This is a genomic window from Enterobacter sp. 61D5, assembly GCF_034107965.1.
Taxonomy (GTDB): Bacteria; Pseudomonadota; Gammaproteobacteria; order Enterobacterales; family Enterobacteriaceae; genus Enterobacter; species Enterobacter cloacae_M.
On sequence record NZ_JAWNFK010000003.1, the window covers coordinates 66,334 to 84,514 of the forward strand.

The 18,181-nt window shown below is 56.6% G+C and carries 14 protein-coding genes and 3 pseudogenes; 13 read left to right on the forward strand and 4 right to left on the reverse strand.

Translation table 11 applies throughout. The features are described from left to right. Positions 1–13: 13 nt before the first annotated feature. The 3 genes from UTM25_RS01905 to xylR are packed head-to-tail and all read left to right on the forward strand — an operon-like array spanning position 14 to position 3,926. The gene (locus UTM25_RS01905; RefSeq protein WP_194401693.1) at positions 14–1,555 is read left to right on the forward strand and encodes a xylose ABC transporter ATP-binding protein; all 1,542 of its coding nucleotides are present in this window, start codon (positions 14–16) and stop codon (positions 1,553–1,555) included. Further along, a complete protein-coding gene (xylH, locus tag UTM25_RS01910) occupies positions 1,533–2,714 on the forward strand; it encodes a xylose ABC transporter permease XylH (RefSeq protein ID WP_194401692.1) in 1,182 nt (393 codons plus the stop codon). Before UTM25_RS01905 ends, xylH begins: the two co-directional genes overlap by 23 nt. A 33-nt stretch (positions 2,715–2,747) precedes the next feature. Next, the gene (gene xylR / locus UTM25_RS01915; protein ID WP_023309935.1) at positions 2,748–3,926 is read left to right on the forward strand and encodes a D-xylose utilization transcriptional activator XylR; all 1,179 of its coding nucleotides are present in this window, start codon (positions 2,748–2,750) and stop codon (positions 3,924–3,926) included. A gap of 40 nt (positions 3,927–3,966) precedes the next feature. Here the strand turns inward: xylR and UTM25_RS01920 are convergent, their stop codons facing one another. Beyond that, positions 3,967–4,791 (reverse strand): protein bax, encoded by an 825-nt coding sequence (locus tag UTM25_RS01920; protein ID WP_032661838.1) that lies wholly within the window; start codon positions 4,789–4,791, stop codon positions 3,967–3,969. 314 nt (positions 4,792–5,105) lie between these two features. On the opposite strand from UTM25_RS01920, the gene UTM25_RS01925 reads away from it, so the two are divergent. Both UTM25_RS01925 and avtA read left to right on the forward strand, forming a co-directional pair. After that, complete coding sequence (locus tag UTM25_RS01925; RefSeq protein WP_194401691.1) at positions 5,106–7,136, forward strand: alpha-amylase; 2,031 nt, start codon at positions 5,106–5,108, stop codon at positions 7,134–7,136. Positions 7,137–7,377: 241 nt separating this feature from the next. Further along, complete coding sequence (avtA, locus tag UTM25_RS01930; RefSeq protein ID WP_023309932.1) at positions 7,378–8,634, forward strand: valine--pyruvate transaminase; 1,257 nt, start codon at positions 7,378–7,380, stop codon at positions 8,632–8,634. A 4-nt stretch (positions 8,635–8,638) separates the two neighbouring features. Here avtA and UTM25_RS01935 read toward each other — a convergent pair whose 3' ends face one another. Both UTM25_RS01935 and yiaJ read right to left on the reverse strand, forming a co-directional pair. Then, complete coding sequence (locus UTM25_RS01935) at positions 8,639–9,094, reverse strand: 4Fe-4S dicluster domain-containing protein (protein WP_194401690.1); 456 nt, start codon at positions 9,092–9,094, stop codon at positions 8,639–8,641. A gap of 3 nt (positions 9,095–9,097) precedes the next feature. Then, positions 9,098–9,916: an IclR family transcriptional regulator YiaJ gene (gene yiaJ, locus UTM25_RS01940; protein WP_194401689.1), complete on the reverse strand. Its 819-nt coding sequence runs from the start codon at positions 9,914–9,916 to the stop codon at positions 9,098–9,100. A gap of 225 nt (positions 9,917–10,141) precedes the next feature. On the opposite strand from yiaJ, the pseudogene yiaK reads away from it, so the two are divergent. The 8 genes and pseudogenes from yiaK to araD form a co-directional block, all read left to right on the forward strand. Continuing rightward, positions 10,142–10,798, forward strand: a pseudogene (yiaK, locus tag UTM25_RS01945) (3-dehydro-L-gulonate 2-dehydrogenase); the annotation flags it as partial. Then, positions 10,775–11,130 (forward strand): annotated as a pseudogene (locus tag UTM25_RS01950) (YhcH/YjgK/YiaL family protein). The pseudogenes yiaK and UTM25_RS01950, both read left to right, overlap by 24 nt. 150 nt (positions 11,131–11,280) lie before the next feature. Further along, positions 11,281–12,207 (forward strand): DUF4862 family protein, encoded by a 927-nt coding sequence (locus tag UTM25_RS01955; RefSeq protein ID WP_194401687.1) that lies wholly within the window; start codon positions 11,281–11,283, stop codon positions 12,205–12,207. 46 nt (positions 12,208–12,253) lie between these two features. Next, the gene (locus UTM25_RS01960) at positions 12,254–13,564 is read left to right on the forward strand and encodes an MFS transporter (protein WP_194401686.1); all 1,311 of its coding nucleotides are present in this window, start codon (positions 12,254–12,256) and stop codon (positions 13,562–13,564) included. 78 nt (positions 13,565–13,642) lie between these two features. Continuing rightward, positions 13,643–15,148, forward strand: coding sequence for an FGGY-family carbohydrate kinase (locus UTM25_RS01965; protein ID WP_194401719.1), 1,506 nt, complete (start codon positions 13,643–13,645; stop codon positions 15,146–15,148). Next, positions 15,145–15,799: pseudogene (ulaD, locus tag UTM25_RS01970) on the forward strand (3-keto-L-gulonate-6-phosphate decarboxylase UlaD). Before UTM25_RS01965 ends, ulaD begins: the two are co-directional and overlap by 4 nt. Before the next feature lie 2 nt (positions 15,800–15,801). Beyond that, positions 15,802–16,662, forward strand: coding sequence for an L-ribulose-5-phosphate 3-epimerase (locus UTM25_RS01975; RefSeq protein ID WP_194401685.1), 861 nt, complete (start codon positions 15,802–15,804; stop codon positions 16,660–16,662). Next, the gene (gene araD, locus UTM25_RS01980; RefSeq protein ID WP_194401684.1) at positions 16,656–17,351 is read left to right on the forward strand and encodes an L-ribulose-5-phosphate 4-epimerase; all 696 of its coding nucleotides are present in this window, start codon (positions 16,656–16,658) and stop codon (positions 17,349–17,351) included. The genes UTM25_RS01975 and araD overlap by 7 nt, the downstream gene beginning before the upstream one ends. Here the strand turns inward: araD and UTM25_RS01985 are convergent, their stop codons facing one another. Further along, positions 17,352–18,161: a helix-turn-helix domain-containing protein gene (locus UTM25_RS01985; protein WP_194401683.1), complete on the reverse strand. Its 810-nt coding sequence runs from the start codon at positions 18,159–18,161 to the stop codon at positions 17,352–17,354. Positions 18,162–18,181 lie beyond the last annotated feature (20 nt).

The following is an 18,181-nucleotide window of genomic DNA, read 5'->3' on the forward strand; positions in this document are numbered from 1 at the left end:
ATGTGGAGCGGTTATGCCCTATTTACTTGAAATGAAAAGCATCACCAAGCGCTTCGGCACGGTGAAAGCCGTCGATAACGTTAGCCTCCGGTTGAACCCCGGCGAAGTGGTTTCATTGTGCGGCGAGAACGGCTCGGGCAAGTCGACGCTGATGAAAGTGCTGTGCGGGATCTACCCACACGGCAGCTACGAAGGCGAAATCGTCTTTGCCGGCGAAGTGATTCAGGCGACACACATCCGCGATACCGAACGCAAAGGCATCGCCATCATCCACCAGGAGCTGGCGCTGGTGAAGCATCTCACCGTGCTGGAGAACATCTTCCTCGGGGCCGAAATTTCCCACCGCGGCGTGCTGGATTACGACACCATGACGCTCCGCTGCGAAAAGCTGCTGGCGCAGGTGAGCCTCAACATTTCACCGGATACCCGCGTGGGGGATCTGGGCCTCGGGCAACAGCAGCTGGTCGAAATAGCGAAGGCGCTAAATAAACAGGTCAGGCTGCTGATCCTTGATGAGCCAACGGCCTCGCTTACCGAACAGGAAACCGCGGTTCTGCTCAACATCATCCGCGATCTGCAAAACCACGGCATCGCCTGTATCTATATTTCGCACAAGCTGAACGAGGTCAAAGCCATTTCGGACACCATCTGCGTGATCCGCGACGGGCAGCACATCGGCACGCGTGAAGCCGCAGGCATGAGTGAAGATGACATCATCACCATGATGGTGGGCCGCGAGCTGACGGCGCTCTACCCGAATGAGCCTCACGCTAAGGGCGATGAAGTGCTGCGCGTGGAAAACCTGACCGCGTGGCACCCCGTTAACCGCCACATCAAGCGCGTCAATAACGTCTCGTTTTCCCTTCACAGCGGTGAAATTCTTGGGATTGCTGGCCTCGTCGGTGCCGGGCGCACCGAAGCCGTACAGTGCCTGTTTGGCGTGTGGCCGGGGCGCTGGGAGGGCACGGTTTATATCGACGGTCAGCCGGTGAAAATCGACAACTGCCAGCAGGCGATTGTCCACGGCATTGCCATGGTGCCGGAAGATCGTAAGAAAGACGGCATCGTACCGGTGATGGCTGTGGGTAAAAACATTACGCTTGCGGCACTCGATCGGTTCTCCGGCGCGCTGAGCAGCCTGGACGACGCCGCCGAGCAGCAGTGCATCCTCCAGTCGCTTGCCCGGCTGAAGGTCAAAACCTCCTCGCCGGAACTGGCGATTGGCCGTCTGAGCGGGGGAAACCAGCAGAAGGCGATTCTGGCACGCTGCCTGCTTCTCAATCCACGCATATTAATCCTTGATGAGCCGACGCGCGGGATTGATATCGGTGCCAAATATGAAATCTACAAACTGATTAATCAGCTTGTACAGCAAGGGATTGCCGTCATTGTCATTTCGTCTGAGTTACCCGAAGTGCTCGGCCTGAGCGACCGCGTGCTGGTCATGCACGAGGGAAAACTGAAAGCCAACCTGATTAACCAGAACCTGACGCAGGAGCAGGTGATGGAAGCCGCTTTAAGGAGCGAACGTCATGTCGAAAAGCAATCCGTCTGATATCAAAGTCGCTGTTCCGACGCCCGGTGCATTCGCGGGGCTAAAAGCGCTTAACCTGCAGGTTTTCGTGATGATCGCGGCCATTATCGTCATCATGCTGTTCTTTACCTGGATGACCGATGGCTCGTACTTAAGCGCACGTAACGTCTCCAACCTGCTCCGCCAGACCGCCATCACCGGCATTCTGGCCGTGGGCATGGTGTTCGTGATTATCTCCGCGGAGATCGACCTGTCGGTCGGGTCGATGATGGGTCTACTCGGCGGCGTGGCGGCGATTTTTGACGTCTGGCTCGGGTGGCCGCTGCCGCTGACCGTGGCGGTCACGCTGGTGCTGGGTCTGGTTCTGGGTGCCTGGAACGGCTGGTGGGTTGCCTACCGTAAGGTGCCATCGTTCATTGTCACCCTGGCGGGGATGCTGGCCTTTCGCGGGATCTTAATCGGCATCACTAACGGCACCACCGTCTCCCCGACCAGTGCAGCCATGTCGCAGATTGGTCAGAGTTACCTCTCGGATAGCGTGGGCTTTGCCCTCGGTGTGGCGGGGTTGCTGGGGTTTGTCGCGTGGCAGTGGCGTGGACGCATGCGTCGTCAGGCGCTGGGGCTGGCTTCTCCGGCGTCAACATCGGTGTTGGGGCGTCAGGCGCTCACGGCGGTCATTGTGCTGGGCGCCATCTGGCTTCTGAACGACTATCGCGGTGTCCCGACACCCGTCCTGCTGCTGGCGCTTTTACTGCTGGCCGGTATGTTTATGGCGACGCGCACCGCGTTTGGCCGCCGTATTTATGCCATAGGCGGCAACCTTGAAGCTGCCCGCCTCTCGGGTATCAATGTCGAGCGTACCAAGCTGGCGGTCTTCGCCATTAACGGCCTGATGGTCGCTATCGCCGGGCTGATCCTCAGCTCGCGTCTGGGCGCCGGTTCTCCCTCCGCCGGTAACATCGCCGAGCTGGATGCTATCGCCGCCTGCGTCATTGGCGGCACCAGCCTCGCAGGGGGTATCGGTAGCGTGGCGGGCGCGGTCATGGGGGCATTTATCATGGCGTCGTTGGATAACGGGATGAGTATGATGGACGTCCCGACGTTTTGGCAGTATATCGTCAAGGGGGCCATTCTTTTACTGGCAGTCTGGATGGACTCGGCCACCAAGCGACGGGCCTGATAACCGTATTGTGACTTAATTGGGAAGTGAGCCATGTTTGAAAAGCGTCACCGCATTACGTTGTTATTCAATGCCAATAAAGCCTACGACCGTCAGGTGGTGGAAGGTGTTGGTGAATATTTGCAGGCGTCGCAATCTGAATGGGACATTTTTATTGAAGAAGATTTTCGCACCCGTCTGGAAAACATCAAAGACTGGCTGGGCGATGGCGTCATTGCCGACTATGACGATCCCGTCATCGAGCAGCTGCTGACCGACGTCGATGTCCCGATAGTGGGCGTCGGCGGCTCCTATCATGCGCCCGAACACTATCCGCCGGTCCACTATATTGCCACCGATAACCATGCCCTGGTCGAGGCCGCCTTTCTCCATTTAAAAGAGAAAGGCGTCCATCGCTTCGCGTTTTATGGGTTACCGGCCACCAGCGGCAAGCGCTGGGCCGTTGAGCGAGAACACGCGTTTTGCCAGCTGGTCGCACAGGAGAAGTATCGCGGCGTGGTGTACCAGGGGCTGGAGACCGCGCCGGAAAACTGGCAGCACGCGCAAAACCGCCTGGCGGACTGGCTGCAAACGCTGCCGCCGCAAACCGGTATTATCGCCGTGACGGACGCTCGCGCGCGGCACGTGCTGCAGGTCTGCGAACACTTACACATTCCGGTGCCCGAAAAGCTGTGCGTGATTGGCATAGATAACGAAGAACTGACCCGCTATCTGTCTCGCGTGGCGCTCTCCTCCGTTGCTCAGGGCACGCGTCAGATGGGCTATCAGGCGGCGAAGCTGCTGCATCGTCTGCTGGATAAAGAATCTCTGCCGCTTCAGCGTTTGCTCGTGCCTCCTGTCCGCGTGGTGGAACGTCGCTCAACCGATTATCGCTCCTTAAGCGACCCGGCCGTCATTCAGGCCATGCACTATATTCGCAACCACGCCTGCAAAGGGATTAAGGTCGATCAGGTGCTGGATTCGGTGGGCATTTCGCGTTCGAATCTGGAGAAGCGTTTTAAAGAAGAGGTGGGCGAAACCATTCATGCCGTAATCCATGCTGAAAAGCTGGAGAAAGCACGCAGCCTGCTCATTTCCACGTCGCTGTCGATCAACGAAATCTCGCAGATGTGCGGTTACCCGTCTCTGCAATATTTCTATTCGGTGTTCCGCAAAGAGTATGACACCACGCCGAAGGAGTATCGGGATCGCCACAGCGAGGTGCTGATATAGAAAAAAAAACGCCTTCCAGTGGAAGGCGTTTTTTTTGAGATTACATATGGGCGGCGATTAAACGCTGGTTATCCTGGTACATGGCGAACAAATAGTTGTTATAGCTCTGTCCCTTTGTCGAATAACCTTTCAGCTTGTGGATCATCGTACTGGCCGTCACTTCCTGGTCCGCTTTACGCAGCTGAGCGCGTGATTTACGGAACGATGAGTAGGCCGGGTGCGTGTTCAGATTCACTACGTAAGCGCTGACGGAATCTTTCACAGATTCAAACTGCGAATAGCCTTTCACCTTGCCAGGGGCATTATTACAACGACCTTTCACACATTTCATGCCGAAAAGGTTGTTGTTGCTACGCGCAAGCTTAGAAGTACCCCAGCCGCTTTCGGCAGCAGCCATGGTAGCAACCATGCTGCCCGGGATGATATCTACACGCTCAAGGAGAGCATTCCACGGCACACGACGGGTGTTACCGTTCCAGCTCAGCTTGTAGCGCTTCGTGATATCTTTCAGACGCGCGCGCTCTGACGGCGACCAGCGGCTATCGTACTGCTTGGAAATCAGCCAGTTACGATCCGCAGTAATCGCGGCATTTTGACTCGTGATGTAAGGCATTACCGTCCGGAGAAACGCTTTTTTCCTTGGTGTTCCGGAAGGGTATTTTCGCAAATCAGGAAGTGAACTACTCTTTGCACTATTGCGAGAATACTCTTGTTTACTGCTAACCTTACTACTTGTCGTCTTTATTACGTGGGCTTTCTTACTCGTTGTATCCGTGTGCGTCTTCGCAAGCACCTCACCCGAAAATGCCGTGGTGAGTAACATGAGTATCGCAGCCCCATATCGTCGAATGGGAGTCGATATCATTAGGTCTCCTGGTCGGATGTAATCATCCCAACACCTTATTTTTTTCACAAATTTGAGAGCGGAATCTCAAATCATATCAAAAATAGACTTCAAGAGCACGTATAGAAATAGTCCAATTCCGAAACTATGTCACCTGAAACTTGCTCATAAAAACATCATTCCACAAAAACTGTGTGCGCTATCGCAGATAACTGCCTAATTTTGCGCGAGATCACTCATCCTCACGCATCCTCCTGGCAGAAAGCGACAGGGGATGAGTTTCAGCCCCCCGCCTGATGGCACACTGGTCAAAAATGCCGCGACAGGAAAAAGGAATGAAACGTACCGCATTAGCCTTTCTGATGTTACCCGCACTGGCGCATGCCGACTGGTCATCGCCGGGGTTTAGCACATTTAGCGCCGAAGGCACCGGGGTCTTCACCAGCCAGGCAAAGCTTGCGAAGGGTACGCGTCCTCTGACGCTGAGTTTTGACAAGACGTGCTGGCAGCCTGCAGATGCGATAAAACTCAATGAGATGCTGTCGCTCAAGCCCTGTGACGGCACGCCGCCGCAGTGGCGCCTTTTCCGCGACGGTGACTACCAGATGCGGATTGATACCCGCTCCGGCACGCCCACCCTGCAGCTGACGATTCAGAGTGCCTCAGAACAGCCGGTTGCAAACGTCATTCGCCAGTGTCCGAAGTGGGACGGCAAACCGCTGACGCTGGACGTCAGCAGTACCTTCCCGGAAGGCTCCGTGGTGCGCGACTACTACAGTAAACAGACGGCGACGGTGCAGAATGGAAAAATCACCCTGCAGCCAGCCGCCAACAGTAACGGCCTGCTGCTGCTTGAGCGCGCGGAAACCGACAAGCCTGCGCCGTTTAGCTGGCAAAACGCTACCGTCTATTTTGTGCTGACCGACCGTTATGTGAATGGTGACCCGGGCAACGACAACAGCTACGGTCGCCATAAAGACGGTATGCAGGAGATCGGCACCTTCCACGGCGGGGATCTCAAAGGACTCGCCGGCAAGCTCGATTATTTACAGCAGTTGGGGGTGAACGCGCTTTGGATAAGCTCCCCGCTTGAGCAGATCCACGGCTGGGTAGGCGGTGGCACCAAAGGAGATTTCCCCCACTACGCCTATCACGGCTACTACACCCAGGACTGGACCAGGCTCGACGCCAACATGGGCACCGAAGATGATTTACGCCATCTTGTCGACGAAGCGCACAAGCGCGGGATCCGCGTTCTGTTTGATATCGTTATGAACCACGTTGGCTATGCCACGCTGTCAGACATGCAGGAATTTCAGTTTGGTGCCCTGTACCTTCAGGATGATGAACTGAAAAAGACGCTGGGAGAACGCTGGACGGACTGGAAGCCTGGCGCGGGCCAAAGCTGGCACAGCTTTAACGACTACATCAACTTTAGCGACAAAGCCGCATGGGAGAAATGGTGGGGCAAAAAGTGGATCCGCACGGACATCGGCAATTACGATAACCCCGGCTTCGACGATTTGACCATGTCGCTGGCATTTCTGCCGGATCTGAAAACGGAATCCACGACGCCTTCCGGGTTGCCTAACTTTTACCAACACAAGCCCGACACCCACGCGAAGGCCATCCCCGGATATACCCCGCGCGATTATCTGACCCACTGGCTGAGCCAGTGGGTACGTGACTACGGCATCGACGGTTTCCGGGTGGATACGGCGAAACACGTTGAGCTTGCCGCCTGGCAACAGCTGAAAGACCAGGCAAGCCAGGCGCTGGCCGCCTGGAAAGGGGCGAACCCGGATAAAAAGCTCGACAACGCACCGTTCTGGATGACCGGGGAATCCTGGGGCCACGGGGTGATGCAAAGCGATTATTACCGCCACGGTTTTGATGCGATGATCAACTTTGATTATCAGGAGCAGGCGGCAAAAGCGGTGGATTGCCTGGCCGATATGGATCTCACCTGGCAGCAGATGGCGGAAAAGCTGCAAAGCTTCAACGTGCTGAGCTATCTCTCATCACACGATACGCGTCTGTTCCGCGAAGGGGGCCAGCGAGCTGCGGAGCTGCTTCTGTTAGCACCGGGCAGCGTACAAATCTATTACGGGGATGAATCCGAGCGTCCGTTCGGGCCAACAGGTTCTGACCCATTACAGGGCACCCGATCAGATATGAACTGGCAGGACGTCACGGGCAAGCAGGCCCTAACCGTCGCCCACTGGCAAACGCTGGGTCAGTTCCGCGCCCGCCATCCGGCGATCGGTGAAGGCAAGCAAACCACATTGTCGCTGAAAGAGGGATATGGCTTCGTGCGCGAGCACATGGGCGATAAGGTGATGGTGGTATGGGCAGGTAATCCATAATTCCCCCCCACCCTAACCCTCTCCTCCCCGCACGGGAGAGGGAACCGCACGGCGCCGTCTTTTCCCCCTCTCCCTTTTGGGAGAGGGTCGGGGTGAGGGGAAATCCACCAGAACTATTCACTATATAAATCCAATTCCGCCATACAAAACAACAAATCCGACCACATCACCCGATTTGCACCAGCACGGTGCTAGCGTTATGGTTACCCACTTTCAAAATAAGCTCGACAGATCACCTGCTATGACGTTTTCACTTTTCGGCGACAAATTTACCCGCCATTCAGGCATTACTCGCCTGATGGAGGACCTCAACGACGGGCTGCGCACACCGGGCGCAATCATGCTCGGCGGCGGAAACCCGGCTCAAATTCCGGAGATGAATACCTATTTCCAGACGCTGCTCGCTCAGATGCTGGAAAGCGGCAAAGCAACCGATGCGCTTTGCAATTACGACGGCCCGCAGGGGAAAACCGAACTGCTGGCACTCCTCGCCGAAATGCTGCGTGACGAGCTGGGTTGGGATATCGAACCACAGAATATTGCACTGACAAACGGCAGCCAGAGCGCGTTTTTCTACTTGTTTAACCTGTTCGCAGGGCGTCGCGCCGACGGCACCACCAAAAAAGTGCTGTTCCCGCTGGCGCCGGAGTATATCGGCTATGCCGATTCCGGCCTGGAAGAGGATCTGTTCGTCTCCGCGCGCCCGAACATCGAGCTGCTGCCGGAAGGCCAGTTCAAATATCACGTCGATTTTGAACACCTGCATATTGGTGAAGAGACGGGCATGATCTGCGTATCGCGCCCGACTAACCCAACGGGCAACGTGATCACCGACGACGAACTGATGAAGCTGGATGCTCTCGCGAATCAGCACGGCATTCCGCTGGTGATCGATAACGCCTACGGCGTGCCGTTCCCGGGCATTATCTTCAGCGAAGCACGTCCGCTGTGGAACCCGAACATTGTCCTGTGCATGAGCCTCTCTAAGCTGGGTCTGCCGGGCAGCCGCTGCGGCATCATCATCGCCAACGAAAAAATCATCACCGCCATCACCAATATGAACGGCATTATCAGCCTCTCACCGGGCGGCATTGGCCCGGCGATGATGTGCGAAATGATTAAGCGCAATGACCTGCTGCGTCTGTCCAATGACGTGATCAAGCCATTCTATTACCAGCGCGTACAGGAGACGATTGCGATACTTCGCCGCTACTTGCCGGAAGAACGCTGCCTGATCCACAAGCCTGAAGGGGCGATTTTCCTGTGGCTGTGGTTTAAGGATTTGCCTATCACCACCGAACTGCTCTACCAGCGCCTGAAAAAGCGCGGCGTGCTGATGGTACCGGGCGATTATTTCTTCCCGGGGCTGGATAAGCCGTGGCCGCATACTCACCAGTGCATGCGCATGAACTACGTGCCCGATCCGGAAAAAATCGAAGCGGGTGTTAAAATTCTCGCCGAAGAAATTGAAAAAGCCTGGCGCGAAGACGGTCAGTAAGTTCTTACGCCAGATTATGCAGCCGTTCGGCGCGTAGTCTGGCAGGATCAACGCATCGCAACGCATGGGTTGGACAGGCCTCCACGCAGGCCGGTCCGCCTTCGCGATGCAGGCATAAATCACATTTCAGCGCTTGCGCCCTTTTTCCCTCCAGGCGCACCTGCATCGCCCCGAACGGACACGCCACCATACAGCTTTTGCACCCAATGCAGCGCGTCTGCTCAACGAGCCATGTTCCCGCCGTACGGCTGATGGCATGGGTTGGGCAGACGTTAGCACACGGCGCATCCTCGCACTGATGGCAACCCACTGCCGTTGTGTAGTCGTCCCCCTTAACCACCCGAAGGCGGGGCGTAAAGGCATGAGCGGAGACAGCGCTCTGATGCGACACCGCGCAGGCCACTTCGCAGGTGCGACACCCAATGCATTTTTCCGCATCCGCCATGATAAATCGGTTCATCTGTTACGCCTCGCGCACGTTAAAACCCAGCTCTTTTGAGATAGCCTCTGCCGTTTCGCGCAGCGGCTTGAGCAGGTTCTTCTCACCCACCTGCTTCATGCGCGACGTCGACAGCGAAATGGAGATCGCATACGGCACGCGGCCGTGGATATCAAAGACCGGCACGGCAATGCAGGAAACCCCCAGCTCGTTCTCTTCTTTGTCCATCGCCATGCTGCGATCGCGAATTTCCGCCAGCTCATCATACATCGCACTCAGCTCAGTGATGGTGTTGCGCGTCAAAGGTTGGATCTGTTCCTGATGGCTTTCCCAGTAGCTCGCCACGTAGTCCTGATGACCAAACGCCATGTAGATCTTGCCCATTGCGGAGCAGTAGAGCGGCATATGCTGACCGATATAGGCGCGCGTGCGCAGCATACCGGTTGTCGGTTCGAGCTTGTAAATCAGGATCGCGTGGTCGTCTTCCCGGCTGGAGAAGTTCACCGTCTCGCCGGTCGCGATGTTCAGCGCTTCGAGGTGCGGAGCGGCCACGTGGATGATATTCAGCGACGACAGCGCCTTTTGCCCGACGGCGATAAATTTGGTGGTCAGGCGATAGCTGCCCGCCGCGGGTGCCGGGCTCACGTACCCGCACGACTGTAGCCCCTGCAGCAAGCGGTGCACGGTGCTCTTATTCAGCCCCGCCAGTTCCGATAAATGCGCAAGCGGACATCCGTTCGGATAGTTGCTGAGGATCTCAATCAGCATCAGGCCGCGAAACAAGCTCTGGCTGCCTGCTGGCCTCTCTTTTTCTTGCGTCATCTCGCTCTCTTTCATGCTCATTAAATGGATCCTTTTTATCGCGCCCTGATGGTAGCGCAAAGTGTGGTTCAGTTCACGATCTCAACAGAAAAAACACAACCATTTGATTTTAATCGATTTTGAAAAACATGAATGTCGTTGATCTGACAAAATTTGATCGATATATCTGAAATCAGATTTCGCATAGTGAAATTTAGCGATAAAAAAGCACTCGCACTTGCCCCTTAAAAGAACAGGAGAACAGGGATGAAAGTGACCTTTGAAGAGTTGAAAGCGGCGTTCAATCGGGTCCTGCTCGATCGCGGTGTGAAAGCGGAAACCGCAGACGCCTGCGCCGAGATGTTCGCCCGCACCACGGAGTCCGGCGTCTATTCGCACGGCGTTAACCGCTTCCCGCGCTTTATTCAGCAGCTTGATGCTGGCGACATCATTCCCGACGCTCAGCCAAAACGGGTGATGACATTAGGGGCTATCGAACAGTGGGATGCCCAGCGCGCCATCGGCAACCTGACGGCGAAAAAGATGATGGATCGCGCCACCGAGCTGGCGTCCGACCACGGTATTGGTCTGGTGGCACTGCGTAACGCGAACCACTGGATGCGCGGCGGCAGCTACGGCTGGCAGGCGGCGGAGAAAGGCTATATCGGCATTTGCTGGACCAACTCTATCGCCGTGATGCCCGCATGGGGATCAAAAGAATGCTGCATCGGCACCAACCCGCTGATCGTGGCTATTCCCTCTAACCCGATCACCATGGTCGATATGTCGATGTCGATGTTCTCCTACGGCATGCTGGAAGTGAATCGCCTGGCCGGACGCGAGCTGCCGGTCGATGGCGGCTTCGACGACGAGGGCAATCTCACCCGAGAGCCGGGCGTGGTGGAAATTGAAGGCCGCACTATTTTTGCCCAGGTTCTCGATCTGACGACAAAGGAACCGCACGAGAACCGTCCGGAAGTGCACCGCCGCTATCTGGATATTCAGTTTTGGCATGGGGTGAAGAGAAAATCGGTATCGCTATTGATACCGGCAATAACGAAATAAGCGAATCATTACTGGAACAGCGGGATATTATTTTTTATCACGACAGCGAAAATGAATCCTTTATCGAAATGACACCCGGCAACTATGCCCTATTTTTCCCGCAGGATGTGCACCGTCCTGCCTGTATTAAAAACAAGGAATCCGCAATTCGTAAAATTGTGGTGAAAGTGGCAATCAGCGAATTAGATTAATTTTCTGATATCCCCTAAATAATTCGAGTTGCAGGAAGGCGGCAAGAGAGTGAATCTCCAGGAGCTTACATAAGTAGTGACTGGGGTGAACGAGCGCAGCCAACGCACATGCAACTTGAAGTATGACGGATATAAATACAGGAACGCGAAATGACCAATACCAGTTTTATTATTGGTGCGTACCCCTGCGCACCCTCGTTTCACCAGAAAGGGGAACAAGAAGAACAAACCTTCTGGCGGGAACTTTCCGACACGCCGAACATTCGCGGGCTGGAACAGCCGTGCCTTGAACATCTTCATCCGTTTGGGGATGAATGGCTGTTCCGCCATACGCCGGGTGACTGGCAAATTGTCGTCACGGCAGTGATGGAGAACATGCGCCGCCGAGGCAGCAACGGCGCGTTTGGCCTGGCCTCAGCCGACGAAGCGCAGCGTAAAGCTTGCGTCGAGTTCTACCGGCATCTGCACCAGAAAGTAAACGCCGTGAACGCCCGTTATCCGGGCAAAGTAATCGCCCTGGAAATGCAGGCAGCCCCGCAGGCGGGCAATGCTTCCGTCGAACAGGCTACCGGGGCGTTTTCACGCTCGATCCGGGAAATCGCGGGCTGGGACTGGGGCTGCGATCTGGTGCTGGAACACTGCGATGCCATGAACGGTCCGGCACCTCGCAAGGGCTTCCTGCCCTTAGAGCAGGTGCTGGAGGTGGTAAAAGAGACGGATATCAGCGTCTGCATCAACTGGGCGCGGTCGGCCATCGAAGGTCGTAATACGACGCTCCCGCTGGAACATGTTCAGGCCGCGCTCAAAGCCGGAAAGCTGGGGGCACTGATGTTTTCGGGCACGACTACTAGCGGTGAATACGGTGAATGGCAGGATCTTCACGCGCCGTTTTCTTCATTCTGCGCCGACAGTTTGATGTCAACTGAACACGCAAAACCACTCTTTACTGCGGCGAGCGCCGTAACGTTGAAATTCTCCGGTATTAAATTACTGGAAATAAATGCTAATGCTGACGTCAGCCATCGCATCGCTATTTTGCGTGACGGTATTAGCGAAATGAATAAAGCAACGCAATAACAATAAAAATATCCCTATTCCGGTTACATTGACTGAGACAGTAAATATGAACACTTACTCGAATACTCTACAAGCGGACATTCCGCGCCAGCGCTGGCTAAGAATCATTCCTCCCATTCTTATCGCCTGCATTATTTCATATATGGACCGCGTGAATATCGCCTTTGCCATGCCCGGCGGTATGGATGAAGAACTGGGTATTACCGCCACTATGGCGGGCCTGGCAGGTGGAATCTTCTTTATCGGCTATCTGTTCCTGCAGGTTCCCGGCGGCAAAATTGCCGTGCACGGCAGCGGCAAGAAGTTTATCGGCTGGTCGCTGGTTGCCTGGGCGGTGATCTCGGTGCTCACGGGTCTCGTGACGAATCAGTATCAGCTTCTGGTGCTGCGCTTCTTACTCGGCGTGGCGGAAGGCGGGATGCTGCCCGTTGTGCTCACCATGATCAGCAACTGGTTCCCGGATGCCGAGCGCGGTCGCGCCAACGCGATTGTGATTATGTTCGTGCCCATCGCCGGGATTATCACCGCCCCGCTTTCGGGCTGGATCATCACCGCACTCGACTGGCGCTGGCTGTTCATCATTGAAGGTCTGATGTCCGTCGTTGTGCTGGTGCTGTGGGCGTACACCGTTTACGACCGACCGCAGGAAGCCCGCTGGATTTCAGAGGCGGAGAAAAACTATCTGGTGCAAACGCTGGCGGCGGAGCAGCAGGCCATCGCCGGAAAAGAGGTAAAAAATGCCTCGCTCCGCGCTGTGCTGTCCGACAAAACCATGTGGCAGCTGATCGCCCTGAACTTCTTCTACCAGACCGGAATTTACGGTTACACCCTCTGGCTGCCGACCATCCTGAAAGAGCTGACGCACACCAGCATTGGTCAGGTGGGCATTCTGCCTTACATCGGCGCCATTGCGGGGATGTTCCTGTTCTCTACGCTCTCTGACCGCACCGGCAAGCGCAAGCTGTTTGTCTCCCTGCCGTTGATTGGCTTTGCGCTCTGCATGTTCCTCTCCGTGGCGCTGAAAGCAAACACCTGGCTGGCATATTCCGCACTGGTGGGCTGCGGGTTCTTCCTGCAGTCCGCCGCGGGCGTGTTCTGGACCATCCCGGCACGTCTGTTCAGCGCAGAGATGGCGGGCGGCGCGCGCGGCGTGATCAACGCCCTGGGCAACCTTGGTGGCTTCTGCGGCCCGTATGCGGTTGGCGTGCTGATCACCCTATACAGCAAAGACGCGGGCGTTTACTGCCTGGCGGTGTCGCTGGCGCTGGCGTCACTGCTGGCCCTGCTGTTACCGGCGAAATGCGATGCCGGCGCAGAGCCTAATCCCACGGTGACTCCGCATAAACGTGCGGCCTGATGCCCTCACCCCAGCCCTCTCCCACGGGGAGAGGGAGAAAACCGAACAGGGTCCACCCGGCGAATAAGTGAGATGAAGATGAGTGAAAAAGAGCCCTTCTGGCTGGGTATCGATTGTGGCGGTACTTATCTCAAAGCCGGTTTATACAACAGCCAGGGCAAGGAAATTTGTATCGAACGTCGCTCCGTTGCCACGCTAAGCCCGCGTGCTGGCTACGCGGAGCGGGATATGCCCTCACTGTGGCAGCACTGCCACGCCACCGTCGCAACGCTGCTCAAACATTCAGGCGTAAACGGCAACCAGATTAAAGGTGTCGGCATTTCTGCACAGGGTAAAGGTCTGTTTCTGCTCGATAAACAGGACCAACCGCTGGGCAACGCCATACTCTCCTCTGACCGCCGTGCGCTGGAGATAGTGCAGCGCTGGCAGCAGGACGGCATTCCCGAAAAGCTCTACCCACATACGCGCCAGACGCTGTGGACCGGGCACCCGGCCTCGCTCCTGCGCTGGGTGAAAGAGGACGAGCCGCAGCGGTACCAGCAGATTGGCTGCGTAATGATGGCGCACGACTATCTGCGCTGGTGTCTGACCGGCGTGAAGGGCTGTGAGGAGAGCAATATCTCCGAGTCCAATCTCTACAACATGAATACCGGGAAATACGACCCACAGCTTACGCACTGGCTCGGTATCAGCGAAATTGACGGCGCCCTGCCGCCGATTGTCGGTTCAGCAGAAATTTGCGGGGAAATCACCGCTCAGGCAGCCGCACTTACCGGTCTCGCGGCGGGCACGCCCGTCGTGGGTGGACTGTTTGATGTGGTTTCCACCGCAGTCTGCGCCGGGCTGCAAGACCAACACACGCTGAATGCCGTGATGGGCACCTGGGCCGTCACCAGCGGGATCGCCAGTGCGCTTCGCGATAACGAGCCGTTCCCCTATGTGTATGGCCGCTACGTTCACCCGCAGCAGTACATCGTTCACGAAGCCAGCCCCACCTCGTCCGGCAACCTTGAGTGGCTCACCGCACAGTGGGGCGACATGTCATTCGATGAGATCAACCATGCCGTCGCCAGCCTGCCGAAAGCGGAAAGCGATCTGTTCTTCCTGCCGTTCCTTTACGGCAGTAACGCCGGGCTGGAGATGACCAGTGGTTTTTACGGCATGCAGGCGCTACACACCCGCGCGCACCTGCTGCAGGCGGTTTACGAAGGCGTGGTGTTCAGCCACATGACCCACCTTAACCGCATGCTCGAACGCTTTACCCAGGTGCAGGCACTGCGCGTGACGGGTGGCCCGGCCCATTCGGACGTGTGGATGCAAATGCTCGCCGACGTCAGCGGGCTGGCCATTGAGCTGCCGCAGGTGGAAGAGACGGGGTGCTCCGGCGCGGCGCTGGCGGCGATGGTGGGTACCGGTGTGTTCACCGACTTCCACTCAGCGCAGCGCGCACTCAAACATGACATCCGGGTGATTGAGCCGGACATGCGCGCCCATGCGGCCTACCAGCGCAAATATCACCGTTACCAGTTACTGATTTCAGCACTACAGGGCTATCACGCCCGTGTTAAGGAGTACGACCTATGAGCCGACCATTACTGCAGCTGGCGCTCGACCACACTTCACTGCAGGCCGCGCAGCGCGACGTCGCGACGCTTTCAGATCACGTCGATATCGTCGAAGCGGGCACCATTTTGTGCCTGACAGAAGGGCTGAACGCCGTGCGCGCCCTGCGCGAGCAGTGCCCGGATAAGATCGTCGTTGCGGACTGGAAAGTGGCCGACGCCGGAGAAACGCTGGCAGAACAGGCGTTTGGCGCGGGCGCGAACTGGATGACCATCATCTGCGCCGCGCCGCTGGCCACCGTTGAACGAGGCCACGAGGTGGCGCTGCGTTGCGGAGGTGAAATCCAGATGGAGCTCTTTGGCAACTGGACGCTGGACGACGCGCGCGCGTGGCATCGCGTCGGCGTGAAGCAGGCAATCTACCATCGCGGCCGCGACGCGCAGGCGAGCGGTCAGCAGTGGGGCGAAGCGGATCTCGCCAAAATGAAAGCGCTCTCCGACATCGGTTTACAGCTTTTCGATTACCGGCGGCATCACCCCCGCCGATCTGCTGCTGTTTAAGCAGATCAACGTTAAAGCCTTTATTGCCGGGCGCGCGCTGGCAGGCGCCGCTAATCCGCCGCAGGTGGCACAGGCATTCCATTCACAAATTCGCGACATCTGGGGAGCATAACTATGCGTCAGCATCCGTTAGGGATTTACGAAAAAGCGCTGCCGAAAGATCTCTCCTGGCCGGAACGCCTGGTACTGGCGAAAAGCTGCGGGTTCGATTTTGTTGAGATGTCTGTCGACGAGACCGACGAACGTTTGTCACGCCTCGAGTGGAGCACCACGCAGCGCGCTTCGCTGGTTGAAGCGATGCTGGAAACCGGGGTGTCTATCCCGTCCATGTGCTTGTCTGCCCACCGTCGCTTCCCGTTTGGTAGCCGCGATGAAACCGTGCGCCAACGCGCCCGCGAGATCATGACCAAGGCCATCAGGCTGTCGCGCGATCTGGGCATTCGCACCATCCAGCTTGCCGGGTATGACGTCTATTACGAAGAGCACGATGAGGGGACGCAGCAGCGCTTTGCCGAAGGGCTGGCGTGGGCGGTAGAGCAGGCCGCCGCCGCGCAGGTGATGCTGGCGGTAGAGATCATGGATACCACGTTTATGAACTCCATCAGCAAATGGAAAAAGTGGGACGACATGCTCGCCTCGCCGTGGTTCAGCGTTTACCCGGACGTTGGCAACCTGAGCGCATGGGGCAACGACGTCACCGCCGAGCTGACGCTGGGCATTGACCGCATCGCCGCGATCCACCTGAAAGATACCCAGCCCGTTACCGCGCAAAGCCCCGGACAGTTCCGCGACGTGCCGTTTGGCGAAGGCTGCGTCGATTTTGTCGGCGTGTTTAACACGCTGAATACGCTGAACTATCGCGGCGCGTTTCTGATTGAAATGTGGACTGAAAAAGCAAAAGAGCCGGTGCTGGAAATCATCCAGGCGCGCCGCTGGATTGAAGCCCGTATGCAGGAAGGAGGCATGACATGTTAGAACAACTCAAAGCCGAAGTGCTGGCGGCAAACCTGGCGCTGCCCGCCCACCAGCTGGTGACCTTCACCTGGGGCAACGTCAGCGCGGTGGATCGCGAAAGCGGCCTGATGGTGATCAAGCCCTCCGGCGTGGAGTACGACGTGATGACGGCGGAGGATATGGTGGTGGTGAATATCGCCACGGGCCTAGTTGTCGAGGGTAATAAAAAACCCTCTTCAGACACGCCCACCCATCTTGCGCTCTACCGACGTTACCCGGAGATTGGCGGCATCGTGCATACGCATTCCCGCCACGCCACCATCTGGTCCCAGGCGGGGCAAGATTTACCCGCCTGGGGCACAACGCACGCGGACTATTTCTACGGAACCATTCCCTGCACGCGCCTGATGACCTCGGCAGAAATTGCCGGGGAATACGAATACCAGACGGGTGAAGTGATCATCAAAACCTTCGAGGAGCGCGATCTCAGCCCGATGCAGATCCCGGCGGTGCTGGTCCACTCCCACGGCCCGTTCGCCTGGGGTAAAGACGCTGCCGATGCGGTCCACAATGCCGTCGTGCTGGAAGAGTGCGCGTACATGGGCCTGTTCTCGCGCCAGCTCGCACCGCAGCTACCGATTATGCAGCAGGAGCTGCTCGACAAGCACTATCTGCGCAAGCATGGGGTGAATGCCTATTACGGCCAGTGATCAGCCGGAATTGATATGTTCTTTACAGTACCGCCGTTTCCAGACGGCGGGTGTTAGCCCGGTATGCTTTGAAAAGATCTGCCGAAAATACCCCACGTCATTAAAGCCGCAGCGGGTTGCCACTTCGGTGAGCGAGGCAGAGCCATCTAGCAACAGCTTTTCTGCCGCCCTGACGCGCTGGCGATGAATCGCCTCCGTCAGGGTTAAATGGAAAGTCCGGCGAAACACCCGCCCGAGGTAATCGGCATTGCAGTGCAACGCTTTTGCCAGTTGTGACGTAGAAAGGGGTAAATGAAACTGCGTGCGAATGAGCTGCTTCGCCTTCCACGCCATCGCCGCACCGGCTTCATCAGCATTATCTTCATATCCTGATGAAATAGAAATTTGCTGTAAAATCAGTAATAAAATGATTTCCAGCGCCACGCTTCGCTGTAATTTCTCCTGCTCGCTCAGGAACTGGCGAAAAAGAGAAATCACATACTGTGCATCCCTCACTCGGCAATGTTGTTCTATTGCCACATTTGGTAACCGGGGCGGGTGATGCTCAACCTCAAAATGCAGCCAGTAAAATTTAAGATCGGCCGGAAAGTCGCCCACGCCCACATGGCGTCGGTCTGGCCAAAGCAGCAAACTCTCTCCTGCTTTTACCTCAAATAACGTGCTTTCTTCCTGGATCGTTAATGTCCCTTTTTCGACAAAAATAATCTCCCACGACGTTAATTTTCGCGCAGGATGGCGGCCCACGCCCCGGGAGATAAATAACCCGCCATTCTGGACCTTAATCGGAAGCGCTATGGATAATTCAAGCATGGATATTCACCATTCCGCTT